Raw genomic sequence first — 23,723 nt, forward strand, 5'->3', positions numbered from 1 at the left:
CCCGTTTTCGTATATGATGAAGAGTAATAATTCAAAAGGCTGGACGGGAGACAGATATGAATCAACCGCTTTATGGGATATGGCTCGGAGATGTGTTTTTTTGCTTTTCTGGTGAGACGTCGGAACCACGTATCGATGCGTGGAGCAGTGTAATTCGCAGGCTGACGCTAAAGGGAGACCTTCGGCCGTTTCGGCAGGCTGCGTTGCGCCTTGCCGAGGTACGAATACCGAACACTGCTCGTGTGGAAACCGCGGGCAGAGGTGGCAAAAGACGTTCCATGCTGGGGCGTACATTGGAGGGCTTGGCGCTGGAACCGCGCGAGACGATGGCACTGCTGACCCGCATGGACGAGAAGGGCTGTGCGGCATCGGGCATTACGCTGGGCGAGGAAATGCAATATTGGCAAAAAGCCGCTTATTTTGCGCTAGAGCTGATGCAGCGGGGCGAAATTACGCCATCGCTTACAGAGGCGCGTCCATCGGGACCGCGTCGTCGCGGTCCGGAAGCGGCTGTCGGGGTGTGGATTCCTCGTCTGTATCAAGAGGAGGACATACGCCGCTTTCATGAGCTGGCTGCTGCAATGCCGGCTGTTTGTATGGCGGCTCCTGCCGTTTTCGCGGGTAAGGAGCCTGAAACACGCGAGGATGCAGCCGGAATCGTGCTGTACTCCTTCTTGTGTGCGGTCATCCATGCGGAAACGACCGCGGTGTTGGCAGCATCAGACCGTGAGCTGGGACGATATCGTGCAGAGTATCGGCGCGGAGGATCGCCGCTGACAGAGCTATGGTGGAACAGTCTGCTGACAGGTTCCCGCCCGGTGGCGATTCAGGGAACGCCCGCGGAGATGGAGGAGCTGGTTCTCCAAGCGTCCTCTCTTAAGGGAAGCGCAATGCCTGTCACGGAGCGGGAAGACAAGGAGCCGATAGAAGGGCAACTGCGGTTGTGCCTTCGTTTGGAGCCTTCGCTGGAAGAGAGTGTGAAGGAATGGCGCATTACCTTTTGGGCAGAAAGCGATGCTGAGCCGGGGTTGCGACTGCCTGCTCTGGCACTGTGGGCGCATCCTGAACGCGATCTGGTTCGCGGCGGAATTGTATATCGTCAAGTGCAGGCGCAACTGCTAATGAGGCTCGGACAGGCTGCTGAAGCGGCACCTATATTGCAAGAAGCGTTGAACCGCCCTTATCCCGAAGGGCTGACACTGGAGCCGGAGATGTTCTTCCGCTTCCTGACGGAAGCCGTTCCCGCATTACAAAAGAACGGTATTACCGTGCAAATGCCTTCACGCTGGAGCCGGGAGGGCCGAAGACGTGCAGGCTTGCGGCTCAAAATGCGTTCGACAGAGCAGGGTGCCAAGCCGGATGGTGTGATTGCCGATACATCGACTGTCGGCATTAACCGCATGATTTCGTTTGATGCCGAGGCTGTGCTGGGTGATACAACTTTGACGATGGAGGAACTGGAAAGCATTGTCGCCGCTAATTTGCCGTATGTACGTCTCGGAGGGGAATGGATCGAGGTCGATCCTAAGGAAATTCGTCAGGTGCTGCGCTTTATCAAGCGCGGTGAGAACGGTGAGATGAGCTTGTCCGAATGGATGCATCTGGCGGCAGAAAATGAAAGTGCAGGCGAGGCCTCATGGAAAGGCTTGTCCATCTTTGGCGCGGAATCCGCCGGATTGCTTGCGTCTTTGGCTGAGGGCGGCGTACTTCGTTCGGTAGAGCCGCGACCTGTGCCAGAGACGCTGCACGGCGCATTACGGCCCTATCAAGAGCGCGGCTTTCAATGGCTGGCCGCGATGCGTGGATTAGGTTTTGGCGTCTGCCTTGCGGACGATATGGGGCTTGGTAAAACGATTCAGGTCATCACCTGCCTACTCGACGGTGGCATCGGCGCAGATGATCAACGTCCGGCGTTGATCATCTGTCCAACGTCCTTGCTCGGCAACTGGCAGCGCGAGTTGAAACGCTTTTCACCGGATTTGTCACTGTATATTCACCATGGAAACCAGCGACTCCACGGCGAGCTGTTTCAGGAAAGTGTACGTGAGTATGATATCGTCCTCACTACCTATCATTTGGCGGGACGGGACGGTAGCGATTTATCTGCGGTATACTGGTCCTCCATCGTGTTGGATGAAGCGCAATATATAAAAAATGCACGAACAAAGCAAGCACAAAGCGTCATGAAGCTGTCTGCTCCACATCGGATTGCCATGACGGGTACCCCGGTAGAGAATCGGCTGAGCGAGCTGTGGTCTATTTTTCAATTCCTGAACCCAGGTTACCTCGGTACGGCGTCTTCATTCCGCCAACGGTACAGTCTGGCGGGAGAGGAGCGGGGGTCTGCGTTGCGTGAGCTTCATCGCCTCGTCTCCCCGTTCATGCTGCGTCGACTCAAAAGCGACCCAGATATACGCAAGGATTTGCCGGAGAAGCTGGAGTTGAAATCCTACTGTGTACTGACACCGGAGCAGGCCGGATTGTATCGGGGCGTAGTGGATCAATTATTGGGAACACTGGATGGGCAGATCGGTATAGCTCGCAAAGGGCTTGTTCTGTCTTCACTGACCAAGTTGAAGCAGATTTGTGACCATCCGGGTCTGATCATTCCGGGTCGGGCTGATAGTGGTAAAACGCAAAACTCGGGCAAAATGGAGCGACTGCTGGAATTGGTAGAAACCATTCGCGAGAACGATGAATCGGCGCTGATTTTCACCCAATATGTATCGATGGGAGAACTACTGGTTTCCCGCTTGGCCAAAATTCTGGGAGAAGAGCCATATTTCCTGCATGGGGGACTGGCGAAAACCAGACGGGACGAAATGGTTCACAACTTCCAGCAGGGAAAAGGGCCGAATATATTCGTACTTTCCTTGCGTGCAGGTGGTGTGGGTCTGAACCTGACACGTGCCAGCCATGTCATTCACTATGACCGCTGGTGGAATCCTGCAGTGGAAAATCAGGCGACAGACCGTGTGTTTCGTATTGGTCAAAGCCGCAATGTACAAGTGCACAAGCTGATTTGCCAAGGTACACTGGAGGAGCGGATCGACGAGTTGATCGAGAGCAAAAAGGCACTTTCCGAGCAGGTTGTCGGCTCCGGTGAACATTGGCTCACCGAAATGTCTGATGATGAATTGCGCGGTCTGATTGCGTTGCAAAATGATGTATGGATTGAGTGAGCAGAGAAAGGATGAAGGCGATGACGAGGCCGCGAGTGAAGCTGAAAGTAACTGACGGTCAATGGATAGCGGAATTAGACAGAAATGGCTTGGAAGGCGAATCAACGGGTGTATCTTCCACACATACTGTCCAATGGACTGGCCCAGCGCCTGTACTGAACCCCGAACAGCGAAAGGCATGGCTGGAGCAGCTAAAAGCAGATCCTTTGGACATCTACCGCTTTTTGCAAGGGGAAACCTGTCTATCGCTGGATGAGATCGTTCAGCTAGCAGCTGAGACAGCCACTTCCAGCATGGAGGATGGCGTGGGTGTAGTCGACGATGTGAAGAAGGCTCTTCAGACCGGGATGGAAAGCGAGCCGCAGACCTGTCTGGAATTGATCGGAATGACGCGGGAAGAGCTGCTGGAGTACGTATTCAGTGCTTGGGCCGGAGAGTTATCTCATGTGCAGGGGACATCCCCCGCGCTTGAGTCTACCTCGCGGCCGGAAGGCGGACGCAGTGGATCGGCTGCGATTAGCGAATGGATTGCCGAGTCAGCGGCAGAAGGAGCATTACATCGTCCCGGTGCAGGTTTTCATGCGATTGAGATTCATCTGCCGCAGAAGCTTGTTCCTAAGAAGGAAGCGGATATTACGGCTTTGCTGCCGGGTTTACCCCGTGCGGAAGAGGCATTGAAACTCATACGTGAACGGGTAGCCGAGCGGGCCCGAGCTGCAATTCCGCAAAAACGTCATACTCCGTAACAATTCGGGTATATACTTCCTTTTTCGAGTCTATTCGCCTTCATCGAACGGGATAACGGCTTCGAAGAGTGTCCAAAGTTCAGTTACAATGGGGGAACGGAAAAGTCACTGCAAGTCATGTATCAATTGCAATATTGGAGGAGATACCAGCATGAAACGACATATACAACAGACGCGCACATCTCAGCGATGGACCAAAGCGCTCATTCCAGGGCTGATCCTGCCAGGGCTATTACTGGCAGCCTGCCAGCAGGGAGGATCAGGTGGACAGGAAAGCGAGCCGTTAAAGTCATCTACAGCGGTACAGGAGAATGTGCAGCCTTCCACCCAGCCGGATGCGGGCAATGGCAGCACTAGTGCTGGACAAGCCTCTGCGGGTACAGAAAGTGGACAAGCCGACCCAGTGATGGCGTTGCGGAGCCAGAGTGCGCTGCAAGCCACGGTTAAGGAAGAGGATGGAACCGCGATTGTCACCAATGCGACTTCGGATACAGTCGTTGTGAACAAAAAGCGCAGCTTGCCTGTGGGCTATGTCCCAGACGACCTGGTGGAGCCGCAGGTGCAATTTTCCTTCGAGGGACCGCACGAAAAGCGGCATTTGCGTAAAGATGCGGCAGAGGCACTGGAGAAGCTGTTCGACGGTGCGAAAAAGGACGGCATTGAGCTGCGTGCGGTATCGGGATACCGTTCCTATAAGCGTCAGGTGTCTATTTTCGACAACAATGTAAAGACAAAGGGACAGGAATATGCCTCTAAAGTCAGCGCTGTACCGGGTACGAGTGAGCATCAGACGGGATTGTCCATTGATGTATCCAGCCCAAGCGTAGGTAATGCGCTGGAGCAATCCTTCGGAGCTTCCAAGGAAGGCGAATGGTTGGAACAACATGCACCGGAATACGGATTTATTATTCGTTATATGAAGGGTAAGGAAGATGTGACCGGCTACGTGTACGAGCCTTGGCATATCCGTTATGTGGGAATAGACATTGCGGAGGATGTAGCCAAGCAGGGGATGACGCTGGAGGAATATTTCGACGAGAACAATATCAAGCTGTAGCAGCTAAAATCAAGCCGTAATCCTAGGGATTGCGGCTTTTTGTCGTGTTTTTCTTCCAAATTGAACCTTTTCAAGGTAGAATCTCGTATAGTGATCAACGACAGAAGCGCTTTGATTTGTTGCAAACCTCATGACAGAAGCGTACAGGAAGGGAAGGGAATCATCATTTATTATTCATTAACGTATCGCGAATGGTCGGAAGACACTCAAAAGGAACTGCGCAGCCTGACACGGGAATCCGTATCGGGAGATGAGCTGTTTCTACGCAAGCTTGTAGACGCTACGCGTCTCCATGACAAACTATGGTCGCATATCTCGAATGAAAGTGAGGAACATACGGATCATTCCGTCTATGTGACTGAATTTACAGGGGAACGTGCAAAGCCTTACGGTGCGTCTATCACAGACCTCGTGCTTGCCAGTGAGGGAGGTTACACTTCCACATACAGTGCAATGTACTGGATATGGCATGAACCTGCATTCCGTAGTATGGATCAGCGGGAAGGTTCGGTATTTACTTTGGAGTTGGCCCAACGGCTATTAGATCACTATACAGTACTGGGTGGCAAAACATATGAATTTATATATTCGGTACTGGACCCTCAGCTGAAAAAGGTACATCTGTTTGTGAAGGAGGTCGATCTGTGATGGAGCATTCTTGGGAAAAAATGAAATCCAAGCCCGGCTCTCGTACACGGATGGCGGCCTTTGCCCTGATGTTGGCTGTCCCGGCCGCTCTGACGGGTTGCGGTGACGACGAGTATTATGACTGCGATGAGCTTCCTATATCGGAACAAACGGCGTGTCGGGATTCAGGCAGCAGTGGGTATTACTATGGCGGATCGACTTATTATAGTGGAGGCTCCTCATACCATAGCAGTCGTTCTTCTTCCAGCTCATACCGCAAAAGCTCATCCTCATCTTCCAGCTCACACAGCGGTTTTGGCAGCAGCGGCTCACGCAGCGGCTTTTTCTCTGGGGGTTAAGATGAGCATGCGCACGATTCGGCAATTGCCTTATGAACATGATGAGCTTTTTAAGGGTGAAATCAGCCGTATCATCCCGTATCACCGCATGTATGGCAAGTCCTATTGCGTGCCGGCCTTAACGGTATATCGGGAAAGCGAGCTGGCAGAGCTTCAGGTTGCTTCTGAGGCGGTACATCGTATTTATCGCAAGGTTCAGCAATTCGTTCAGCGCTATATGCCGGATGAATACCTGGTGGAACGGTTGGGGATTCATCCGGGCTTGCTGCGTGCTGCACGTATGGAGGCCGAGCCGGATGGGATAACCCGCCAGGACTGGATTGTGGGGGAAGCGGGTATCAAGTGCATTGAGAATAACACCGATACCCCAACCGGAATTCCCGAGGTGGCTTATCTCGAAGGAAAGCTGCTAGAGGTGCTGAGTAAGGGAGGAATGTCGGAGGATGACAATGCACTACATGGACCCTCAACTGGAATGGACGAGGCGATTCAGTCTGCCTTGACGGAGCTCATCCATTTTTATAGCCGCAAGGGATTAGGGACAAAGGTGTATTTCACTTGCTATGACTGGCACATCGAGGATCAGACGAACACCAAATATATTATGCGTTTATGTGAACAAGCCGGATTCGAAGTCGTTTATGCTCCTTTGGAAGAACTGGAGATTATCCCGAATGAAGGATTGTATCACCGGGGAGAGCAAATCCGCATTCTCTATCGCCTGTATCCGCTGGAGTATCTAATTGATGACCGGGAGGAGAATACGGGGCTTGAGGTGGGGCAGGAGCTAATGGATATGGTGGCAGACGGGAAAATAGGATTAATCAACCCACCGCAGCATATCATTACCCAGAGCAAAGGGTTCACCGCAACCGTATGGTCACTGTATGAGCGCAATGAGCAGACACCAGAGTTCTGTGGTTTTCGTTTGTTTGACGATCGCGAGCTGGAGGTGATACGAACCTACCTGCTGCCTACGTATTTTGAACCCTCGGTGTTTATGCAAAATAAAGAGCCCTATGTGGCCAAAGGTATATGGGGTCGGGAGGGTAAAGGGACGCACTTGATTGAACATACCGAAGACGAGGAGAGACTAGAAGGCGTCTTGGGAAAGGTTCAAAATGCGAAGACCGACCATCCTGATCTGCTTCACCAAGCTGATGCTCCACGAACGCCTGAGCAGGAGGAAGCCGCACATATTGCCGCTTATTATGAAGGACAGCCTAAGATTTATCAGCGGCTGTGGCCGATGCAGAGCGCAGAGGTACAGACCGAGGAAGGGCTATTTCACGGCTATGTGTTAACAGGCATATTTGTAATTGGGGGGCGTTTTGCGGGTGTCCTGCCGCGAATCGGTGAAAAGGTAACAGGTGATATGGCCTACTATTGCGCCGCCGCCATTGCCACCGTACCTCCTAATCCGCCGGTTGTATAAGCTAAATTGAAAAATATACAATATTCGAACATATCTGTTCATTTTCACAAGTGAGGATTTTGCAAAATCCTGAAGTATCATAAGGAGGAAGAAAATTGGACTCTCATATCAGTTTGGGCAACGCACTGGGCAATGTAGGTATCGGCCTGCTTATCCTGTTTGCCATCTTAATCGTAGGTTATTTTGTATTCAGCTTACTGACACGTTATAACGATAATCAAGAAATCGCACGCGGCAATGAGGCGGCAGGCATCTATATGGGGGCAAAGCTGCTAGGTCTGTGTATCATCGTGGGGATGGTGTCGTACAGCAGTCATTCATGGCTCGATATGCTGGCCTGGTCGGCTGTGGGCATTGTAGTGCTGTGTCTCGTCTATGTGATTTTTGATCTGGTGACGCCGAGTACCAAGGTGTGCGAGGAAATTGCCAAGGGCAATGTGGCTCTGGCACAGCTGCTGCGCTCGGTCATCGTCGGGGTGTCTTTTGTGGTAGGTACATTTTTGATGTAGTCGACATAGAGAAGGAATACCAAGGATCTGCAATACCGGACAACGGAGCTGCAGATCCTTTTTTTATGGAACATTGTATTCACTGCCCGGCATCAGACTGTTGAATTAAGGGTTGCAACGATCACTTCCTGTGGGGACTATTCTACAAAGCAACGGGTGATACTGCATAGCAAAAGGAATTCGCTACAGAGTTCAAACCAAATTGAAGAGAAGGGAGTTCTGAACCTATGAGTACCACCACCTTCCCAACCAAACAAATTCGGATGGGTATCATTGGCCTGGGTCTTATCGCTGAATATCACATGAGATCACTGCACACCATCTCGGGGGTATCTATTGTGGCCATTAGTGATGTGAATCCCAATCGCCTTCAAGCCATCGGAGAGCAATTGCAACTGCCTCCTTCCAAGCGGTACGCCCATTATGAAGCATTAATCCGTGACCCAGAAGTAGATGCGATTCTGTCGCTGACACCCAATGATGTGCATTTTGACATTATTCGTATTGCGCTGGAAAAACACAAAGCTGTACTGGCAGAAAAACCATTGACTCTCACATGGGAGGAAGCGGATCGGTTGAACAAGCTATATACAGCGAATCCGGTGCCTTTGCTGGTTCACTATAAGCATCGCTACGGCGCGGCCTTCCAATATACCAAGCAACTGCTGGATGAGCAAAAGCTGGGTAAAATCTATAACATTCAATTTCGTTATCTAATGGATGCATTTGCGCCGTATCGTCAGCATCCGTATACTTGGCGTCACAATTTAGCCAAGGCTGGTTCTGGAGTAGTGGGGGATACAGCCTCACATATCATTGATCTGGCCCGTTTTTTGGTGGGTGAATTTAAAAGTGTCGCAGCGCTGCTACATACCATTACACCCGAGCGGCTCGATCCGATCACGGGCCTGCCTGTAAAAGTGGATGTGGAAGATCTCGCTGCCTTTCATGGCATCGTAGGCGACAATACCGTGGGAACCTTTATCACACATAAAAATGCCATCGGCATACGGCACGATATCGAAGTCGATATCTATGGAGAACTGGGTACGCTGCACGCCAGCCTCAGTAATCCGGAAAGTATCCGCATTGTGCTGCGTGACCTAGAACACCCGGATGCCGAATACGAGACTTGGACTGTCCCTGCAATCTATAATCATACGGCCTATGAAGATTTTGTTGAGCTGGCAAGGGGAGAGTCTGTGGATCGTGCCCCCTTATTCGAGGACGGCTACAAAAACCAGTGGGTACTTGAGAAAATACTGCAATCATGGAAAGAGAATGGACGTTTAGTAGAAGTGTAGGGACCCGCAAGAGGGTTCCTTGGAAAGAGCAGCCATCTTGCGGTTTAGCAATTCAATTACCTGTAAAGACATCTTTTTCATCATTTTCGCATCGCAACGCTTATAGGGCCTTCGCCTTCACACTCCTTTACCATCAATTTTGTTCCGCATGCATAGTAATGTTTCATGTGAGCTCCACCCTTGTATCCCATTTTTAAAATTGTAAATGTTACTCTTTATCCCTTTTCTTGCTGCGTTCTTACCCGTCTAGCCCCGATCAGCCGCCAGCCTGTTAACAATGCCGCCACAAGACAGATGGACGCAGACGTCATAAAGACTACATGCATGCCTGCCAGAAAAATTTCTGGATGACCCGGGACCAAGCCGGTGACCCGATAACCAGCCTCTTTACTCATAATATAAAAGAGGATTGATGTGGCCAAGGTGATCCCCACAACCATACCGACGTTGCGAACCAGCGAATTGACGCTACCGGCTGAGCCGAGCTGTGTGCGGGGTACCGTGGACATAATCAGCGAGTTGTTCGGCGATTGGAATAAACCACTGCCAATGCCCAGCATGGCAATCCACAGACCCACGAGCGGGATGGAGCTGCCTGCATGCAGTTGGGCCAATCCAATCTGGGCAATGACCATAACGACCAGCCCGGCGAATGTGAGCAGTTCAGACCCGATTTTATCGGAAAGCGCACCGCTGAGTGGGGCCACAATAACCATAGAGATGGGGAACAACATCAGCAGGAACCCGGCATGAAAAGGCGACAAGTTCAGCATATTCTGCGCATAAAAAGGTGAAATGATGTTAAAGCAAAAGTTAGCGACGAACACCAGAAATGCACACAAAATACTGAGCGAAAATAACGGATTTTTGAATAGCGCGAGCTGTAGCAGTGGCTGTGGACGACGAAGTTCCAATCGAATAAACATGGCAAAAGCAACTACAGCCATCACCAGCGAAGCAACGATACGTTTGTCGCCATACCCGACCTGTTGTCCCAGCAACAATCCGACGAACAAAGTGAGAATAAAAATAGCAAATACCAAGCTACCGGGAACGTCAATTTTATCTTTCACCTTGATCAAATCCTTCGGCAGAAGCTTCCAGCCAAGAAAGACAGCGACCAATCCTATCGGTACATTGACCCAGAAAATGTACTGCCAGCCGAGCGAGGAGACAATAATACCGCCCAAGCTTGGCCCGGCGATACTACCTAGAGAAACGAAGGTTCCAATGAGGCCAAGTGCTTTGCCCCGTTCATTGGAGGGGAAGACATCTGTCACAATCCCCTGGCTGTTTGCCATGGTCATGGACGCCCCAATCGCCTGAATAATGCGGGAAATCAGCAGCATAGAGAGCGAAGAGCTAAGACCGCACAATAGGGAGCCAAGAATGAATACGATTGTGCCGATTTTAAATATTTTGATTTTACCGACGATATCTCCAAGCTTGCCAAAAAATAAAATAGCGGTACATATCGCCATTAAATAGGCGGTTGTCACCCATTCAATCTGTGCTACGGGTAAATGTAATGTGCGAGACAACACAGGAAGAGCGATATTGACGATGCTTCCATCCAATGTGGACATAAATGTAAACAGATTCAAAACAATTAAAATCAGCCAACGTTTCTTCTGGACTTCGATATTCTCTTGATAGGTTGTAGCCGTTGTAGCAGTTGAACTCATCATTACACCTCGTTATCGTTGACAATTTTCATTTAGTTGCACGCGCAACTAAATGAACGGTTCTAGTGTACAGCAAATTAGTTGCGTGTGCAACAATATTATTGTAAACTTTGCTTTGGTCCCAACTGGGGATGTGTCATTTTTAAGCCAATGAGGTGTATTTGATGAGAAAAAAACAACCGATTGGAAAGCTAATTTCCCACCTGTACCGTCGTAATCAAAAAATATTGTCCAAAAAACTGACTCCTTACGGAATCGGCAGTGGAGGACAACACAGCTTTTTAAAGCTCATTTTGCAGCGGCCGGGCATTACACAAGAGCAGTTGACGAATGAACTTAAATTTGACAAGGCAACCACGGCGCGCTCTGTGAAACAATTGGAGGAATCAGGCTATATTGAACGGAAAACAGACCCAAATGACCGCCGTTCCCATCTTTTGTCTCCTACAGCCAAGGCGCTAGAATTTTCCCCTGTCCTACAAGGAATATTGGACGAGTCCAATGTCAGCCTTGTCCACAATCTATCCGAAGAGGAAGAGGACCTTCTGATCGACCTGCTGCAAAAAATTAGTATAGACCCTGACGAATAAACAAATCAGGAACTAGCCAGAGGATCGTGGCAGGTAAAAGAAAAAGCAGCCCTCACAGAGGATACTCTGTGAGGGCTGCTTGATGCCACGTCATTCAGTCCAAGCCAATTCCTTTGAACGCATTCATGACTAATTGTCGTACATAGGAGTCGTCTAATGGATAACCGGTTACCAACAATCGATAAAAAACGGGCCCATAAATGAGATCGATACATAATTCAATATCGAGATCTTCCTTCAATTCTCCGCGCTCCATTCCGCGCTCAATAAGAAGCCTGGCCTCAAGTCGCCGAGGGTGGAAATATCGGGTCCGGTATGCCTCTGACAATCCTGAATCAAGTTGCCCTTCGCCTATTAACTCCGTAATGATTTTACCCTCTCGACTTATTAAGAACCGCACTAAATTTGTGGCATGAATGAGAATATCATCTAATACAGAGCCCGTGTCGGGCACGGGCAATCTTGCTATGGTGGCTGACAGGAAACCATCCATCACTACGGCAGCTTTGTTAGGCCACCATTTATAAATGGTGGCTTTGCTAACTTTCGCTCGTTCAGCAATTTTTTCTACCGTAACCGCCCCAAAGCCTTGCTCCAACAGTAAATCATAGGAAGCGTTAAGGATAGATTTATGCGTCTCGACATTACGTGGACGTCCTCTTTTGCTCTGCACTGGAATGCTCACCTTCTTAATAGATATAAGTAACCACAAAAAATAAACTATACGTTCAGTATATCAAATACCATATAAAAATAAAAAGTTGATTTTGCCTATTTACAAAACGAAACGTTCAGTATATTATTTAACTATCGAATTAATGAACTATACGTTTAGTATTTAAATTAATGAGGAGGATTATCATGCAAAGAGAACAACAAGCCTTAGAAAGTAACCGTATCTCAAATTGGATGATGTTTTTGTTAGCAGCCGCATGCGGCCTTATTGTTGCCAACCTGTACTATGCTCAAACCCTTGTAGGACCTATTCATATTGCTATGGGTCTTTCTTCTACAGCCGCGGGCTTCATTGTCACCTTGACTCAAATCGGCTATGTGGTGGGATTGCTATTTATCGTACCGCTCAGCGACATTATCGAAAATCGACGGCTCATGGTCGTATCGCTAATCATTACAGTCTGTGCATTGGTTGTTGCCGCTTTTGCTACCAATGCCCCGTTGTTCCTGACCGCATCCTTGTTCATTGGAATTGGATCTGTGGTAGCCCAAATACTGGTGCCGTACGCCACCTATTTAGCATCCGAAGAGCAACGCGGCCGCGTTGTTGGGAATGTCATGAGCGGACTCTTGCTAGGCATTATGTTCGCACGGCCAGTAGCAAGCTTTATCACCAGCATCTGGGGGTGGCAAGCCGTATTTATTTTGTCAGCCATTGTCTTGACGCTGTTGACGATTCTGCTCTCGCGAGCTCTTCCAGAACGCAAGCCTGTGCCTACGGTATCTTACAGTAAATTGATTTTCTCGTTAGGTACTCTTCTAAAACAAACGCCTGCATTGCGTCGCCGTGCCCTCTATCAAGCCTGCCTATTTGGTGCATTCAGCCTATTTTGGACTGTTGTTCCTCTACGTTTGGCGGATGATTTCGGAATGTCCCAACAAGGGATTGCATTGTTTGCTTTAGTAGGCGTAGGTGGTGCGGTAGCTGCTCCGATTGCCGGGAGATTGGCGGATAAAGGCTGGAGTAAAGTATTAACCGGGTTAGCTATGATCATTGCAGCCTTGTCTTTTTTACTCATCTATCTTTTTCAAAGTCATTCGACGGTTGCACTCGTACTTCTCTTTATTTCAGCGATTACACTGGATATGGCTGTATCGGGAAATCTTGTACTTGGACAGCGTGTGATTTACTCCTTGGGAAGTGAAGCGAGAGGGCGTTTGAATGGATTATTCATGTCTATTTTTTTCATAGGCGGAGCGATTGGATCATCATTAGGTGGTTGGTCGTATGCGTTAGGAGGTTGGAATTTCAGTGCTCTGATTGGAGTCGTCCTGCCTGTGCTGGCTTTGCTGTACTTTTTCACTGAGAAAGAAACGAGTGGAGATGTGCGAAAGAAACAAACCACCTGATAGAGGTCAGCTTTAAGTTATGCCGTACGCAAAAACATAATGATTAAAATGGCTGTTCCCAAGAGAAAGCAAAGGGGCGAATAGAGCACACTGTCCCATTTTGCAAAAACGGTTCCTTTCTTTCTCTTGCAGAACCCTACCCATTTGAAATCTCCTATAGAACGTAAAATAAATACGCACGACAACAAGCCTGCACCGTAGGAATGAAAGGACCTGAAAAACAGGAATTGTGTAACTCCACCTAGTTCTAGGACGAACCAAGCGGCTAAAGCTAGTAAAATGGCAACGGTCGATGTCCCTATTTTGGAGGGTTTAAAGAGTAAATCCGTTCCCGTGCTTGGGATCGCTGCCTTAGCGCCTTTTTGTCCGCCGAATACCCAATATAAATGCATGCCGCTCAGTACCCATAGAATTCCGCCAACTGCCCATGTAAGTAATTCCAACATCCCACATCCTCCTTAATTGGGTTCATTCGAAATCCACTCTGTCCAAATCATGTGAATATGCTGTTGAATGGCTTCGTCACTTAATGTCTCTTGCTTGTGACGCTCATACCAGCCTAAGTAGTAATGGTACAACATCCATGATCTCTGAAAGGCTTTCTCTGCCTGCATTCCCTTCTGTATTAAAAGCTCTTTCATAAACTCCATTCTCATCTGTTCAACTTCATCGAGCAAGGAACGGTAACTATCATCCTTCAATGACAGTTTTCGCAGATAAAACAGAAAATCTCCTCGTTTCGTCTTCCCGAACATCTGGGTTAACAACTCTTTGATCCGCTCATCTGCAGCAGCATGGATGATGGACGCTGCAATCACCTGTTGTGTCGTCTGTTCCTTCCATGTCTCCACAATCTGTCTAATGTAGCTGCTGCGATTGTTAAAATACCAATAAAAACTGCTCTTACTGCACCCCAAAGAAACGGCCATTTTTTCAACTACGAGTTGATCAATTCCACCCTGTTCAAAACGTTCGATTCCTTTCCGAATCCATTGTTCTTCTGTGACAATAATTCTAGGCATCTCTCCTTCTCCCTTTCTGTACGGTGTCGTCTAGATAAGTGTATATTATAGTGTTTTCAGAGCTGTGTAAATATGGATACATAAACGCCCACTTGAAATACCTGCGAATTTGATCTATAATGCTGTAGCATATAGTGATATTCAAGGCATTGACCAAAGACATGATTTCCTTGAAGGGCCGTTCAGAGAGAAAAGACGAGGCTGAGAGCTTTTCCGGCAACCGCATGTGAAGTTACCCCTTTGTAGCCGTGACGTTGAACATGTAGCTGTGCAATCTGGCAGTGACATCAGTAAGCGCCTACCGCTTTATCCCCGTTAACGGATACCAATGGAGGGTCACGCATGTGTGCATGAGCATGTTCCGATGAACATGAATGTACGCACAGGAGCGGGCCGAACTAGGGTGGAACCACGAGCTGAACGCACTCGTCCCTTGAGGGAGAGAGGCGTTTTTTTGCGTTCAATTTTTGATATAGCACACAATTTGAATGGAGGCTTTAATCGTGAGTATTCAAGTGAAATTGCCGGATGGAGCCGTACGCGAGTACGAGCAGGGCGTAACGATCGCCGATGTGGCGGGTTCGATCAGCTCCGGGCTGAAAAAGAACGCCGTAGCAGGTAAAGTGAATGGGAAGGCTGTAGACCTGAACACCGTTTTGGACCAGAACGTTGACCTTGAAATCATTACGCTGGACGGTGCAGACGGTCTGGAAATTTATCGCCACAGTACAGCGCATTTGCTGGCACAGGCGCTCAAACGCATTTACGGTGAGAAAAATGTGAAGCTGGGTATCGGTCCGGTCATCGACAGCGGCTTCTACTATGACATTGATATCGAAAACCCCTTGTCCGTTGACGACTTGGCCAAGATTGAGAAGGAAATGACGAAGATCGCACAGGAAAATCTGCCGATTACACGTCGTGTGGTCAGCCGTGAGGAAGCCACTCGTATTTTTGGAGAGTTGGAAGACCCACTGAAGCTGGAACTGATTCGTGATTTGCCGGAAGAAGCGGAAATTACAATTTATGACCAAGGCGAATTTTTTGACCTGTGTCGTGGCCCGCATTTGCCATCTACTGGCCGCATCAAAGCTTTTAAACTGTTGAGTGTAGCGGGTGCATACTGGAGAGGCGATTCCAACAACAAGATGCTGCAACGTATCTACGGAACAGCATTCCCGAAAAAAGCACAACTGGATGAGCACCTGCATTTGCTGGAGGAAGCAAAAAAACGTGACCATCGCAAGTTGGGTAAAGAGTTGGAACTGTTCATGTTCTCCGAAGAAGCACCGGGTATGCCGTTCTACCTGCCTAAAGGTATGGTTGTCCGCACTGCATTGGAAGATTACTCCCGTGACATTCAACGTCTGCATGGCTATGAGGAAGTACGTACACCGCTGATGATGAACAACCGTCTGTGGGAACAATCGGGACACTATGAGCATTACAAGGAAAACATGTACTTCTCCGAAGTGGATGAAACTACATTTGCGCTGAAACCGATGAACTGCCCAGGGCATATGCTTGTGTTTAAAAATGAGCTTCATTCTTATCGCGATCTGCCAATTCGTATAGCCGAATTTGGACAAGTGCATCGCCATGAGCTGTCCGGTGCGTTGAACGGTATGATGCGTGTTCGTACATTCTGTCAGGATGATGCGCATATTTTTGTCACACCAGGTCAGATTGAACAAGAGATTTCAGACGTAATTAAGCTGATTAACGAAATGTATAGTGTGTTTGGCTTTGACTTCACAGTGGAATTGTCCACACGTCCAGATGACTTTATGGGCGAGCCAGCACTGTGGGATCAAGCGGAACAAGCTCTGCAAAACGTGCTGGATCACCTGGGCATCAACTACCGTATTAATGCGGGGGATGGAGCATTTTACGGTCCGAAAATTGACTTCCACATTCTTGATGCGCTCAAACGCAGCTGGCAGTGCGGAACGATCCAATTGGACTTCCAAATGCCTGAGAAATTCGACCTTACTTATGTGGGCGAGGACAACCAGAAGCACCGTCCAGTCGTTATTCACCGTGCCATCTACGGTTCGATTGACCGCTTCATGGGCATCCTGACTGAGCATTTTACCGGTGCATTCCCATTGTGGTTGGCTCCTGTTCATGCGAAGCTGTTGCCAGTATCCGAGAACTATATCGAGACTGCCAATGAGATACAGGATGCGTTGCTGAAAGCAGGTCTGCGCGTCGAAGTGGATACTCGTAATGAGAAGCTTGGTTATAAAATCCGCGAGGCGCAACTAGAGAAGGTTCCATATATGTTCGTTATCGGGGAAAATGAAAAAACAACCGGTACTGTAGCGGTTCGTAAACGCGGCGAAGGCGATCTGGGATCACTCAGCATTGCGGACATCGTTGAGAAAATCAGCACAGAAATCCGTGAGAAACAGTAATATTTGATCGAAAAAATGTGTAAAAGAGCCATCAAAACCATGATGAACGTGGTTTTGATGGCTCTTTTTTTGTACATTACAGAATTCAGCGTAAGACTGAACCAACGTTTTTGCAGCCTCGACGGAATTCTTAAGTTATCTTACACACAAAAACTTAGCAGGTTTGTGGCCGTGAAGTGGCGTGATCTGCGGGGAGGGAGAGTGTCTTCATGGACGACTCTTCGGATGGTTTCTCCGGGGTTTCTTCCGCATCCTGTTCCTCGCTAAGCGATAAAATTTCGCCGCGCAACTTCAGCATTTTCTGATCCAGCTCGTAGGTTGCACGTGCGGCTTCGGTCAATCCATTAACGACATGTTCAGGCACTTTCTTATCGAACTTATAATACAAAATATGCTCCATACTGGCCCAGAAATCCATAGCCAATGTACGCAATTGAATTTCAACCTTGATCCAACGTGTGCCCTCAAACAGGATCAGTGGAATTTCCACAATGACATGCAGGCTCTGATAGCCGTTGGGCTTAGGATGGGCTATATAGTCCTTGACCTCCAGAATACGAATGTCTTCCCGAGTGTGTAGATGATCCATCAGACGATAAATATCTTTCACAAAGGCGCATACCACACGCATCCCCGCGATATCATGAATTTCACGCAATATATTGTCCAAGGTCACTTCATGCCCTTTGCGCCGAACCTTTTCCACGATGCTGTGGGGCTCTTTGATTCGGGTTTTAATATGTTCAATCGGGCTAAAACCGTCTAACAGTTTCCATTCCGTCTGGATCAGCTTAATTTTATTCTTTAATTCTTCCAGAGCCAGCTGATAAAGGACGGGAATCTTTCTCCACTCCTCTAGTTGCTTGGCGTCAACACTGTTTTGATCCAGCTGTAGCTGAAATTCCTGCAAGGGTAATGGGACAGCATTCAGGTGCTTCCAATCCGGTTCATTCACAGAGCATTCTCCTAAATGAGGCTTATGATGTCCTCGATCTTTTTCGTAAAAATGCATTATCGTATACATTGTACACTATGTCAAAACCTACAGGCAAAGGAGAGACGGACAAAGAAAAAAAGAAATACGACAAGAATTATAGTGGTAAAACCGAGTAATCCGATGTATAATTACAAAAATGCTGATTTGGAGCATTTAATTCTTTGAAAAAAATCACAAATGTAGAGTATCCATCATTAGATTAAAAATATAAATTACAGAAAAGAGGAAAAGAAAAATGGCAAAAGTAGAAAGTTTTCAATTAGATCACACGATTGTAAAGGCTCCTTATGTAAGAGCAGCGGGAGTAGAGCATGACGAAAAAGGAAGCACAGTACAAAAGTATGACTTGAGATTTTTGCAACCCAATGAAGATGCACTTCCGACAGCAGCTGTACATACGCTGGAGCACTTATTAGCCACGTATCTGAGAGATGAAATCAAAGGAATTATTGATATCTCTCCTATGGGATGCAGAACGGGGTTCTACTTGATTTTATGGAATGAACATGAGCCTGAGGAAATTGCACTCGCTTTGGAAAAAACCTTGAAAAGAATTCTGGAAACGACAGAGGTCCCGGCTGTTACTGCTTTGGAATGTGGGAACTACAAGGACCACTCCCTTTTCTCTGCGCAGGAATATGTGAAAATTGTATTGGAAGCAGGCATTAGCCGCGATCCTTTCGAAAGAGTATTGTAAAATCTATGATTTCGATTGACCTATCTCATCAGACAGCGGTAGTGACAGGCGGTAAGTCAGGCATAGGCAAGGGAATTGTAGAGCTTTTCATTCAAAGCGGAGCTAAAGTGATTTCTGCTGATATCTCTTATGAAGAGCCGTATAGAGTGGTCAATCCACAGTTGGTTGAAACTCAATTGGACATATCCAAACCGGATGATATCGAAAGATGGTGCGATTTACTAATCAGCGAAGCGGGAGTTCCTGATATATTGGTGAACTGCGCGGGTACTTCTACGATGGATTATGTCATTGATAGTGAGTTGGCTGATTGGGAGAAAGTATTTTCGATCAATTCAACCGGATTATATGTAACGTCCAAACGTTTTGCCAAAGAAATGGTGGCAGCTCGTAAATCAGGGCGAATTATTCAAATGGCTTCGCAGGCTGGAAAAAATGGATATCGGGCCATGGGCGGATACTGTGCTTCCAAACATGCGGTTCTTGGCTTGACCAAGGTGATGGCTATTGAGCTTGCCCGGCAAAATATTTTGGTAAATGCGGTCTGCCCCGGCATTGTAGAAACGCCGATGAAGCATCGTGAACGGATTGATGGGGGCGTCATTCGCGGAATGACCGCTCAAGAAATATACGAAGAAGATTGCTCGCAGGTACCTTTGGGGAGAACTGCCGAGGTAGAGGATGTCGCCAATGTGGTGCTGTTTCTGGCAAGTCCGCTCTCCGCATATATGACAGGACAAGCGATTAATGTTACAGGTGGAATGACGATGCATTAGCATACTAGCATGATCTGGGGGAAAACAACATGAAGAAATCGTTCGTTTTACTATTAGGGATTAGTTTATTATTGGTTGCCGCAGGATGCGGTACTAAAAGTTCAGACAGCAATGGCTCCAGCGCCGCTTCCGGTTCGGAAACGCAAAAAGTAGTCATCGGCTCCATGGGCTCTGACGCCCAGATCTGGAAGCATATTGCCCAGTCCCAGGCCGCCAAGGATGCCAAGCTGGACATTGAAGTGAAAGAAATTAACGGCGGAATCGAAACGAACAATGCGACAAAAGAAGGCGAAGTAGACGTGAATGCATTCCAATCGTGGGCGTACCTGGTTAGCTATAACAAAGAGAGCAAAGCCGATTTGAAGGCGATAGCCACAACCTATCTGGAGCCTATGGGGATTTATTCGCAAAAATTCAAAAGCATCGATGAAGTGACCGACGGGGCTCTGGTAGCTTTGGCAGATAACCCGGCCAATACAGCAAGAGGTTTAAAGTTATTGGAAGCCTCCGGTTTAATTAAGCTTAAGGCTGACTTTAATGATGCCTTGGGTACAGTCAATGATATTACCAGCAATCCTAAAAATCTGAAATTTGAACTCATTGATGATAAAACAGGACCACGAGTGATTCAAGATGTAGGCTTGGTGCTGATTGGGAATACGATTGCTTTAGAAGGGGGCCTGAATGTACTGAAAGATTCCTTGTTCCATGAGGAAATCAGTCAGGCAACCAAAAATAATATTAACGTTCTAGTTACTTCATCTGATAAGGCGAATGACAAAGTGCTGCAAAAGTTAGCGGACCTCTATCATAACGAGGATACTCAAAAATACATTAAAGATGAATTTGGCGGTACCAAAGTAGAAGTTAAAGAGCCGGTTTCTTATTTGGAAGGACAAACTACAACAAAATAAACTTATGAGGTCAGCCAGTTTTTCGGGTTGACCTCTTTTGTTAGTAGTCGGCTTGAGTTTGAGCATGAGTTTCGATTCGATAGTGTTTGGGGGAGAATCCCTTTATCTTTTTAAAAATTTTCGAGAAGAGTAAAGGATCGTTATAGCCGACTGAACGGGAAATATCACCGATCGAAAGTTCAGCGTTTCCCATCATTTCACATGCTTTGTTGATCCTATAGCGAACCAAATAATCCTGAATGCTTGTGTTCACTTGTTGTTTGAATAACGAACATAAATAGCTCCGATTGAGTCCGATAAAATTTGCAATGTGCTCAATGGTAATCTTCTGAGCATAATTCATTTCGATAAAATCCTTCACTTTTTCCACGTAAATTTCCGCCCGGCTTTCCTTTTGTTCAGGAGGTGTTACCGGACCGAACTCTATAAGCTCCGATAACATTAGGCATAGCAGACCGGTCAGTCTGGTTTCCCGAGCTTTATGGCATCCACTTGATTCGTTCATGAGCTGCAAATACTGATAAATCAAATGGTCTCCTTCAAAGTTGAGGATTGGACGCGTCATCGTTAGGCCTGCTTGCTTGAGGAGTGTTTCTGCCAGTACCCCGTTAAAACCAAACCAGCAATAAGACCAAGGATTCACCACATCGGCTTGATAATAAGTGATGACTTGGGGGCAGATTAGAAACCACTGTCCTTTCCGCAAGCGATAACTGAACCCGCCAACCTCGAAGGTACCCTCTCCGTCCAAAACATAATGGAGCAAATAGTGATCTCTTATCGCAGGTCCAAAAAAGTGACTGGGTATGCATTTCTCTATACCAAACTGAGTTAGATACAATTCAGAGTGCTGTTTACTACGTGGCAAATACTCTATCACGGTAAAATCTCCTTATGTAAATTATCAAGCATTATAACATAAATAGTGAGCACCATGCCATGTACTTCATATCTAAAATTAATATATGATTTCTGTAGAACCTGCTGCTATATTGTTGGATCTTATCAAGCTTTACACCATATGAGCTTAGTTGATGCCTGCTACATAAAGATTCTTCTAAGTGCCTTTTTGGTGTGGATCTCCGATGATTATTATCTAAGAGAGGGGTTATTTTCCCAATGGGTATCATTGTTCAAGAGCAAACGGGGCTGTTTCATCTACAGTCGTCGGGCATGAGTTATATTATTCAGGTTGTGGATGGATTTCCTGTGCATGTATACTGGGGAGATAGGCTGAAGCATCGCGAATCAACGGCCGATCTATTGCCTCACACTTCTGCGACGGCTGGATTGGATCGGCTTCCGCAAGAGTATCCGCAGTATGGGAGTGGAGACTTCCGTACCCCGGCGTATCAGGTAGAACTTGAGGATGGAACTCGTATTACGGAGTTGAAGTACGATGGTTACCGTATCATGAAGGGAAAGCCATCATTAAGCGGGCTTCCGGCCGTATATACCGAGAATGAAGACGAAGCGGATACGCTGGAACTGGAATTAAAAGATGCCTTTTCAGGTCTTAAAGTGGTTCTTCTTTACACCGTTTTCGCGGATCGAAACGTAATCGCTCGTTCGGCTCGTTTGAGTAATGCGGGGGAAAAGAATCTTAGGCTCCTTCGTGCACTAAGTGCCAGTGTCGATTTTTCGGGTAAAAGCGATTTGGAATTCATGTATCTTTCGGGAGCATGGGCTCGGGAAGGGAATATTACCCGCAAACCGATTCTTCAAGGTGAGACCCGAATTGATAGTAAAAGGGGTATGAGCAGCCATCAACTCAACCCTTTTACTGCATTGGTCACTCGGGAGACAACGGAAAGCTATGGCGAGGCATTCGGCTTTAGCCTTGTGTATAGCGGGGGCTTTGAGGCGGGAGCAGAAATGGATTCATTTGGCTCTACACGGTTTAGCATCGGCGTGAATTCCTTTGATTTTTCGTGGTTACTGAGCCCAGGTGGGAGCTTCCAAACGCCAGAAGCCGTTATGGTTTACTCCGGTCAAGGGCTGGGAGAAATGTCGCGTACATATCATCGCTTGTATCGGACTCGTCTTTGCCGAGGGAAATATCGGGATGAAGAACGCCCTATTCTGGTCAATAACTGGGAAGCTACCTATTTTGACTTCAATGCAGATAAGCTGGTATCGATAGCGAAGGAGGGGGCAGAGCTAGGCATCGAACTTTTTGTCTTAGATGACGGTTGGTTTGGAAAACGCGATTCCGACAATTCGTCTCTCGGCGATTGGTACGAGGATCGTCGGAAGCTGCCAGACGGACTTGCGGATGTCGCGAAACGTATCAATCAGCTGGGTGTTGAGTTCGGGCTCTGGTTTGAGCCAGAGATGATCTCTCCAGACAGTGAGTTGTACCGGGAGCATCCAGACTGGTGCCTTCACGTTCCGGGACGGAGGCGCAGCGAAGCCAGATGGCAACTAGTGCTGGACTATACTCGCAAGGAAGTGCGCGATTTCATCTACGATTCGCTTGCTGCCATTTTCTCCAGCGTGCCGGTTTCTTACGTGAAATGGGATATGAACCGCTGCCTGACGGAAATCGGTTCCGCTGCTCTGCCGCCGGAACGCCAATCCGAGACTGCCCATCGCTATGTTCTTGGATTGTATGAGTTATTGGAGCGCGTCACCACTGAATTTCCGCATATTCTTTTCGAGAGCTGTTCAAGTGGCGGAGGACGCTTTGATCCAGGCATGCTTTACTACATGCCTCAAGTCTGGACTAGTGATAATACCGATGCGGTGGAACGCCTGAAGATTCAATATGGAACTAGCCTTGTCTATCCTGTAAGCGCAACCGGGGCGCATGTCTCGGCAGTTCCGAACCATCAAGTTGGACGCATAACGCCCCTTGATTTTCGAGGTGATGTAGCCATGTCCGGGAATTTTGGATATGAGCTTGATCTCACGAAATTCACTGATGAGGAAAAAGAGACGGTCAAACGCCAAATCGCAGTCTACAAGCAGATTCGTGGTTTAGTACAGAAGGGTGACTTGTATCGCCTAAAGAGTCCGTTTGAAAATAACGAGTCGGCTTGGATGTTTGTTTCTGAAGACCAAGAGGATGCCATCGTCTACTATTTCCAAGTGATGGCTGTCCCGAACGCGCCTTGGCGAGCCCTCCGCCTTGACGGACTTAATCCAGAACTCGAATATGAAGTTCAGTCAGGAAATAGCGGGCAAAAGTCTATCCATGGGGGGGATAGGCTTATGAAGTTGGGGCTCCCTCTTGTCTACAGACAGAAAGACTATGAAAGTGGATGGTTCAGGCTCCGGGCGATAAGGTCCGGCAAGGTCTAAAGGATCAGTACAACAGTA

21 protein-coding genes are annotated in these 23,723 nt (G+C 47.8%); 15 read left to right on the forward strand and 6 right to left on the reverse strand.

All coding sequences use genetic code 11. From position 1 onward, the window contains the following. Positions 1-56: 56 nt before the first annotated feature. From G9G53_RS13040 to G9G53_RS13075, 8 genes are all read left to right on the forward strand, one after another. Positions 57-3,182 carry a DEAD/DEAH box helicase gene (locus G9G53_RS13040; RefSeq protein WP_165148074.1) on the forward strand — a complete coding sequence of 1,042 codons (3,126 nt, stop codon included), beginning with the start codon at positions 57-59 and terminating at the stop codon, positions 3,180-3,182. Between the two features lie 20 nt (positions 3,183-3,202). Then, positions 3,203-3,928, forward strand: a complete 726-nt coding sequence (locus tag G9G53_RS13045) for a phosphoribosylglycinamide synthetase (RefSeq protein WP_165148077.1) — start codon at positions 3,203-3,205, stop codon at positions 3,926-3,928. 151 nt (positions 3,929-4,079) lie between these two features. Next, positions 4,080-4,985, forward strand: coding sequence for a M15 family metallopeptidase (locus G9G53_RS13050; RefSeq protein WP_165148080.1), 906 nt, complete (start codon positions 4,080-4,082; stop codon positions 4,983-4,985). A gap of 90 nt (positions 4,986-5,075) precedes the next feature. Next, positions 5,076-5,633 (forward strand): hypothetical protein, encoded by a 558-nt coding sequence (locus G9G53_RS26475; protein WP_238794842.1) that lies wholly within the window; start codon positions 5,076-5,078, stop codon positions 5,631-5,633. Then, the gene (locus G9G53_RS13060) at positions 5,633-5,971 is read left to right on the forward strand and encodes a hypothetical protein (RefSeq protein WP_069010810.1); all 339 of its coding nucleotides are present in this window, start codon (positions 5,633-5,635) and stop codon (positions 5,969-5,971) included. Before G9G53_RS26475 ends, G9G53_RS13060 begins: the two co-directional genes overlap by 1 nt. 1 nt (position 5,972) lies before the next feature. Then, complete coding sequence (locus G9G53_RS13065) at positions 5,973-7,406, forward strand: glutathionylspermidine synthase family protein (protein WP_165148083.1); 1,434 nt, start codon at positions 5,973-5,975, stop codon at positions 7,404-7,406. 95 nt (positions 7,407-7,501) lie between these two features. Continuing rightward, positions 7,502-7,915: a DUF350 domain-containing protein gene (locus G9G53_RS13070; protein WP_165148086.1), complete on the forward strand. Its 414-nt coding sequence runs from the start codon at positions 7,502-7,504 to the stop codon at positions 7,913-7,915. Positions 7,916-8,142: 227 nt separating this feature from the next. Then, on the forward strand, positions 8,143-9,219 hold the full coding sequence (locus G9G53_RS13075; protein ID WP_165148089.1) for a Gfo/Idh/MocA family protein: 1,077 nt from the start codon (positions 8,143-8,145) through the stop codon (positions 9,217-9,219). Positions 9,220-9,434: 215 nt separating this feature from the next. On the opposite strand, the gene G9G53_RS13080 is transcribed toward G9G53_RS13075, so the two are convergent. Beyond that, positions 9,435-10,904, reverse strand: coding sequence for an MFS transporter (locus G9G53_RS13080; RefSeq protein ID WP_029515976.1), 1,470 nt, complete (start codon positions 10,902-10,904; stop codon positions 9,435-9,437). Between the two features lie 164 nt (positions 10,905-11,068). Between G9G53_RS13080 and G9G53_RS13085 the strand changes: the two genes are divergently transcribed. After that, complete coding sequence (locus G9G53_RS13085; protein ID WP_029515975.1) at positions 11,069-11,494, forward strand: MarR family winged helix-turn-helix transcriptional regulator; 426 nt, start codon at positions 11,069-11,071, stop codon at positions 11,492-11,494. Between the two features lie 94 nt (positions 11,495-11,588). Here G9G53_RS13085 and G9G53_RS13090 read toward each other — a convergent pair whose 3' ends face one another. Continuing rightward, positions 11,589-12,167, reverse strand: coding sequence for a TetR/AcrR family transcriptional regulator (locus tag G9G53_RS13090; protein ID WP_029515974.1), 579 nt, complete (start codon positions 12,165-12,167; stop codon positions 11,589-11,591). Positions 12,168-12,355: 188 nt separating this feature from the next. Here G9G53_RS13090 and G9G53_RS13095 point away from each other — a divergent pair, with 188 nt between their 5' ends. Beyond that, positions 12,356-13,579: an MFS transporter gene (locus G9G53_RS13095; RefSeq protein WP_029515973.1), complete on the forward strand. Its 1,224-nt coding sequence runs from the start codon at positions 12,356-12,358 to the stop codon at positions 13,577-13,579. A 17-nt stretch (positions 13,580-13,596) separates the two neighbouring features. On the opposite strand, the gene G9G53_RS13100 is transcribed toward G9G53_RS13095, so the two are convergent. Both G9G53_RS13100 and G9G53_RS13105 read right to left on the reverse strand, forming a co-directional pair. After that, positions 13,597-14,025, reverse strand: coding sequence for a DUF3995 domain-containing protein (locus G9G53_RS13100; protein ID WP_029515972.1), 429 nt, complete (start codon positions 14,023-14,025; stop codon positions 13,597-13,599). Positions 14,026-14,037: 12 nt separating this feature from the next. Continuing rightward, positions 14,038-14,601, reverse strand: coding sequence for a TetR/AcrR family transcriptional regulator (locus G9G53_RS13105; RefSeq protein ID WP_165148092.1), 564 nt, complete (start codon positions 14,599-14,601; stop codon positions 14,038-14,040). Between the two features lie 503 nt (positions 14,602-15,104). Here G9G53_RS13105 and thrS point away from each other — a divergent pair. Continuing rightward, complete coding sequence (gene thrS / locus G9G53_RS13110) at positions 15,105-17,018, forward strand: threonine--tRNA ligase (protein WP_029515969.1); 1,914 nt, start codon at positions 15,105-15,107, stop codon at positions 17,016-17,018. 154 nt (positions 17,019-17,172) lie between these two features. On the opposite strand, the gene G9G53_RS13115 is transcribed toward thrS, so the two are convergent. Further along, complete coding sequence (locus tag G9G53_RS13115; RefSeq protein ID WP_029515968.1) at positions 17,173-17,973, reverse strand: GTP pyrophosphokinase; 801 nt, start codon at positions 17,971-17,973, stop codon at positions 17,173-17,175. Between the two features lie 277 nt (positions 17,974-18,250). On the opposite strand from G9G53_RS13115, the gene G9G53_RS13120 reads away from it, so the two are divergent. From G9G53_RS13120 to G9G53_RS13130, 3 genes are read left to right on the forward strand one after another with little or no spacing between them, the layout of a single operon-like run. Continuing rightward, positions 18,251-18,712: an S-ribosylhomocysteine lyase gene (locus G9G53_RS13120; RefSeq protein WP_029515967.1), complete on the forward strand. Its 462-nt coding sequence runs from the start codon at positions 18,251-18,253 to the stop codon at positions 18,710-18,712. A 5-nt stretch (positions 18,713-18,717) separates the two neighbouring features. After that, positions 18,718-19,488 carry an SDR family NAD(P)-dependent oxidoreductase gene (locus G9G53_RS13125; RefSeq protein ID WP_165148095.1) on the forward strand — a complete coding sequence of 257 codons (771 nt, stop codon included), beginning with the start codon at positions 18,718-18,720 and terminating at the stop codon, positions 19,486-19,488. A 29-nt stretch (positions 19,489-19,517) separates the two neighbouring features. After that, entirely contained in the window at positions 19,518-20,402 is an 885-nt protein-coding gene (locus G9G53_RS13130; protein ID WP_165148098.1) for a MetQ/NlpA family ABC transporter substrate-binding protein, read from the forward strand. Between the two features lie 40 nt (positions 20,403-20,442). Here G9G53_RS13130 and G9G53_RS13135 read toward each other — a convergent pair whose 3' ends face one another. Beyond that, positions 20,443-21,282, reverse strand: coding sequence for an AraC family transcriptional regulator (locus tag G9G53_RS13135; protein WP_165148101.1), 840 nt, complete (start codon positions 21,280-21,282; stop codon positions 20,443-20,445). Between the two features lie 239 nt (positions 21,283-21,521). On the opposite strand from G9G53_RS13135, the gene G9G53_RS13140 reads away from it, so the two are divergent. Then, a complete protein-coding gene (locus G9G53_RS13140) occupies positions 21,522-23,705 on the forward strand; it encodes an alpha-galactosidase (RefSeq protein WP_165148104.1) in 2,184 nt (727 codons plus the stop codon). Positions 23,706-23,723: the final 18 nt, after the last annotated feature.

It is taken from the genome of Paenibacillus sp. EKM206P (genome assembly GCF_011066155.1).
Classification (GTDB): Bacteria; Bacillota; Bacilli; order Paenibacillales; family Paenibacillaceae; genus Paenibacillus; species Paenibacillus polymyxa_D.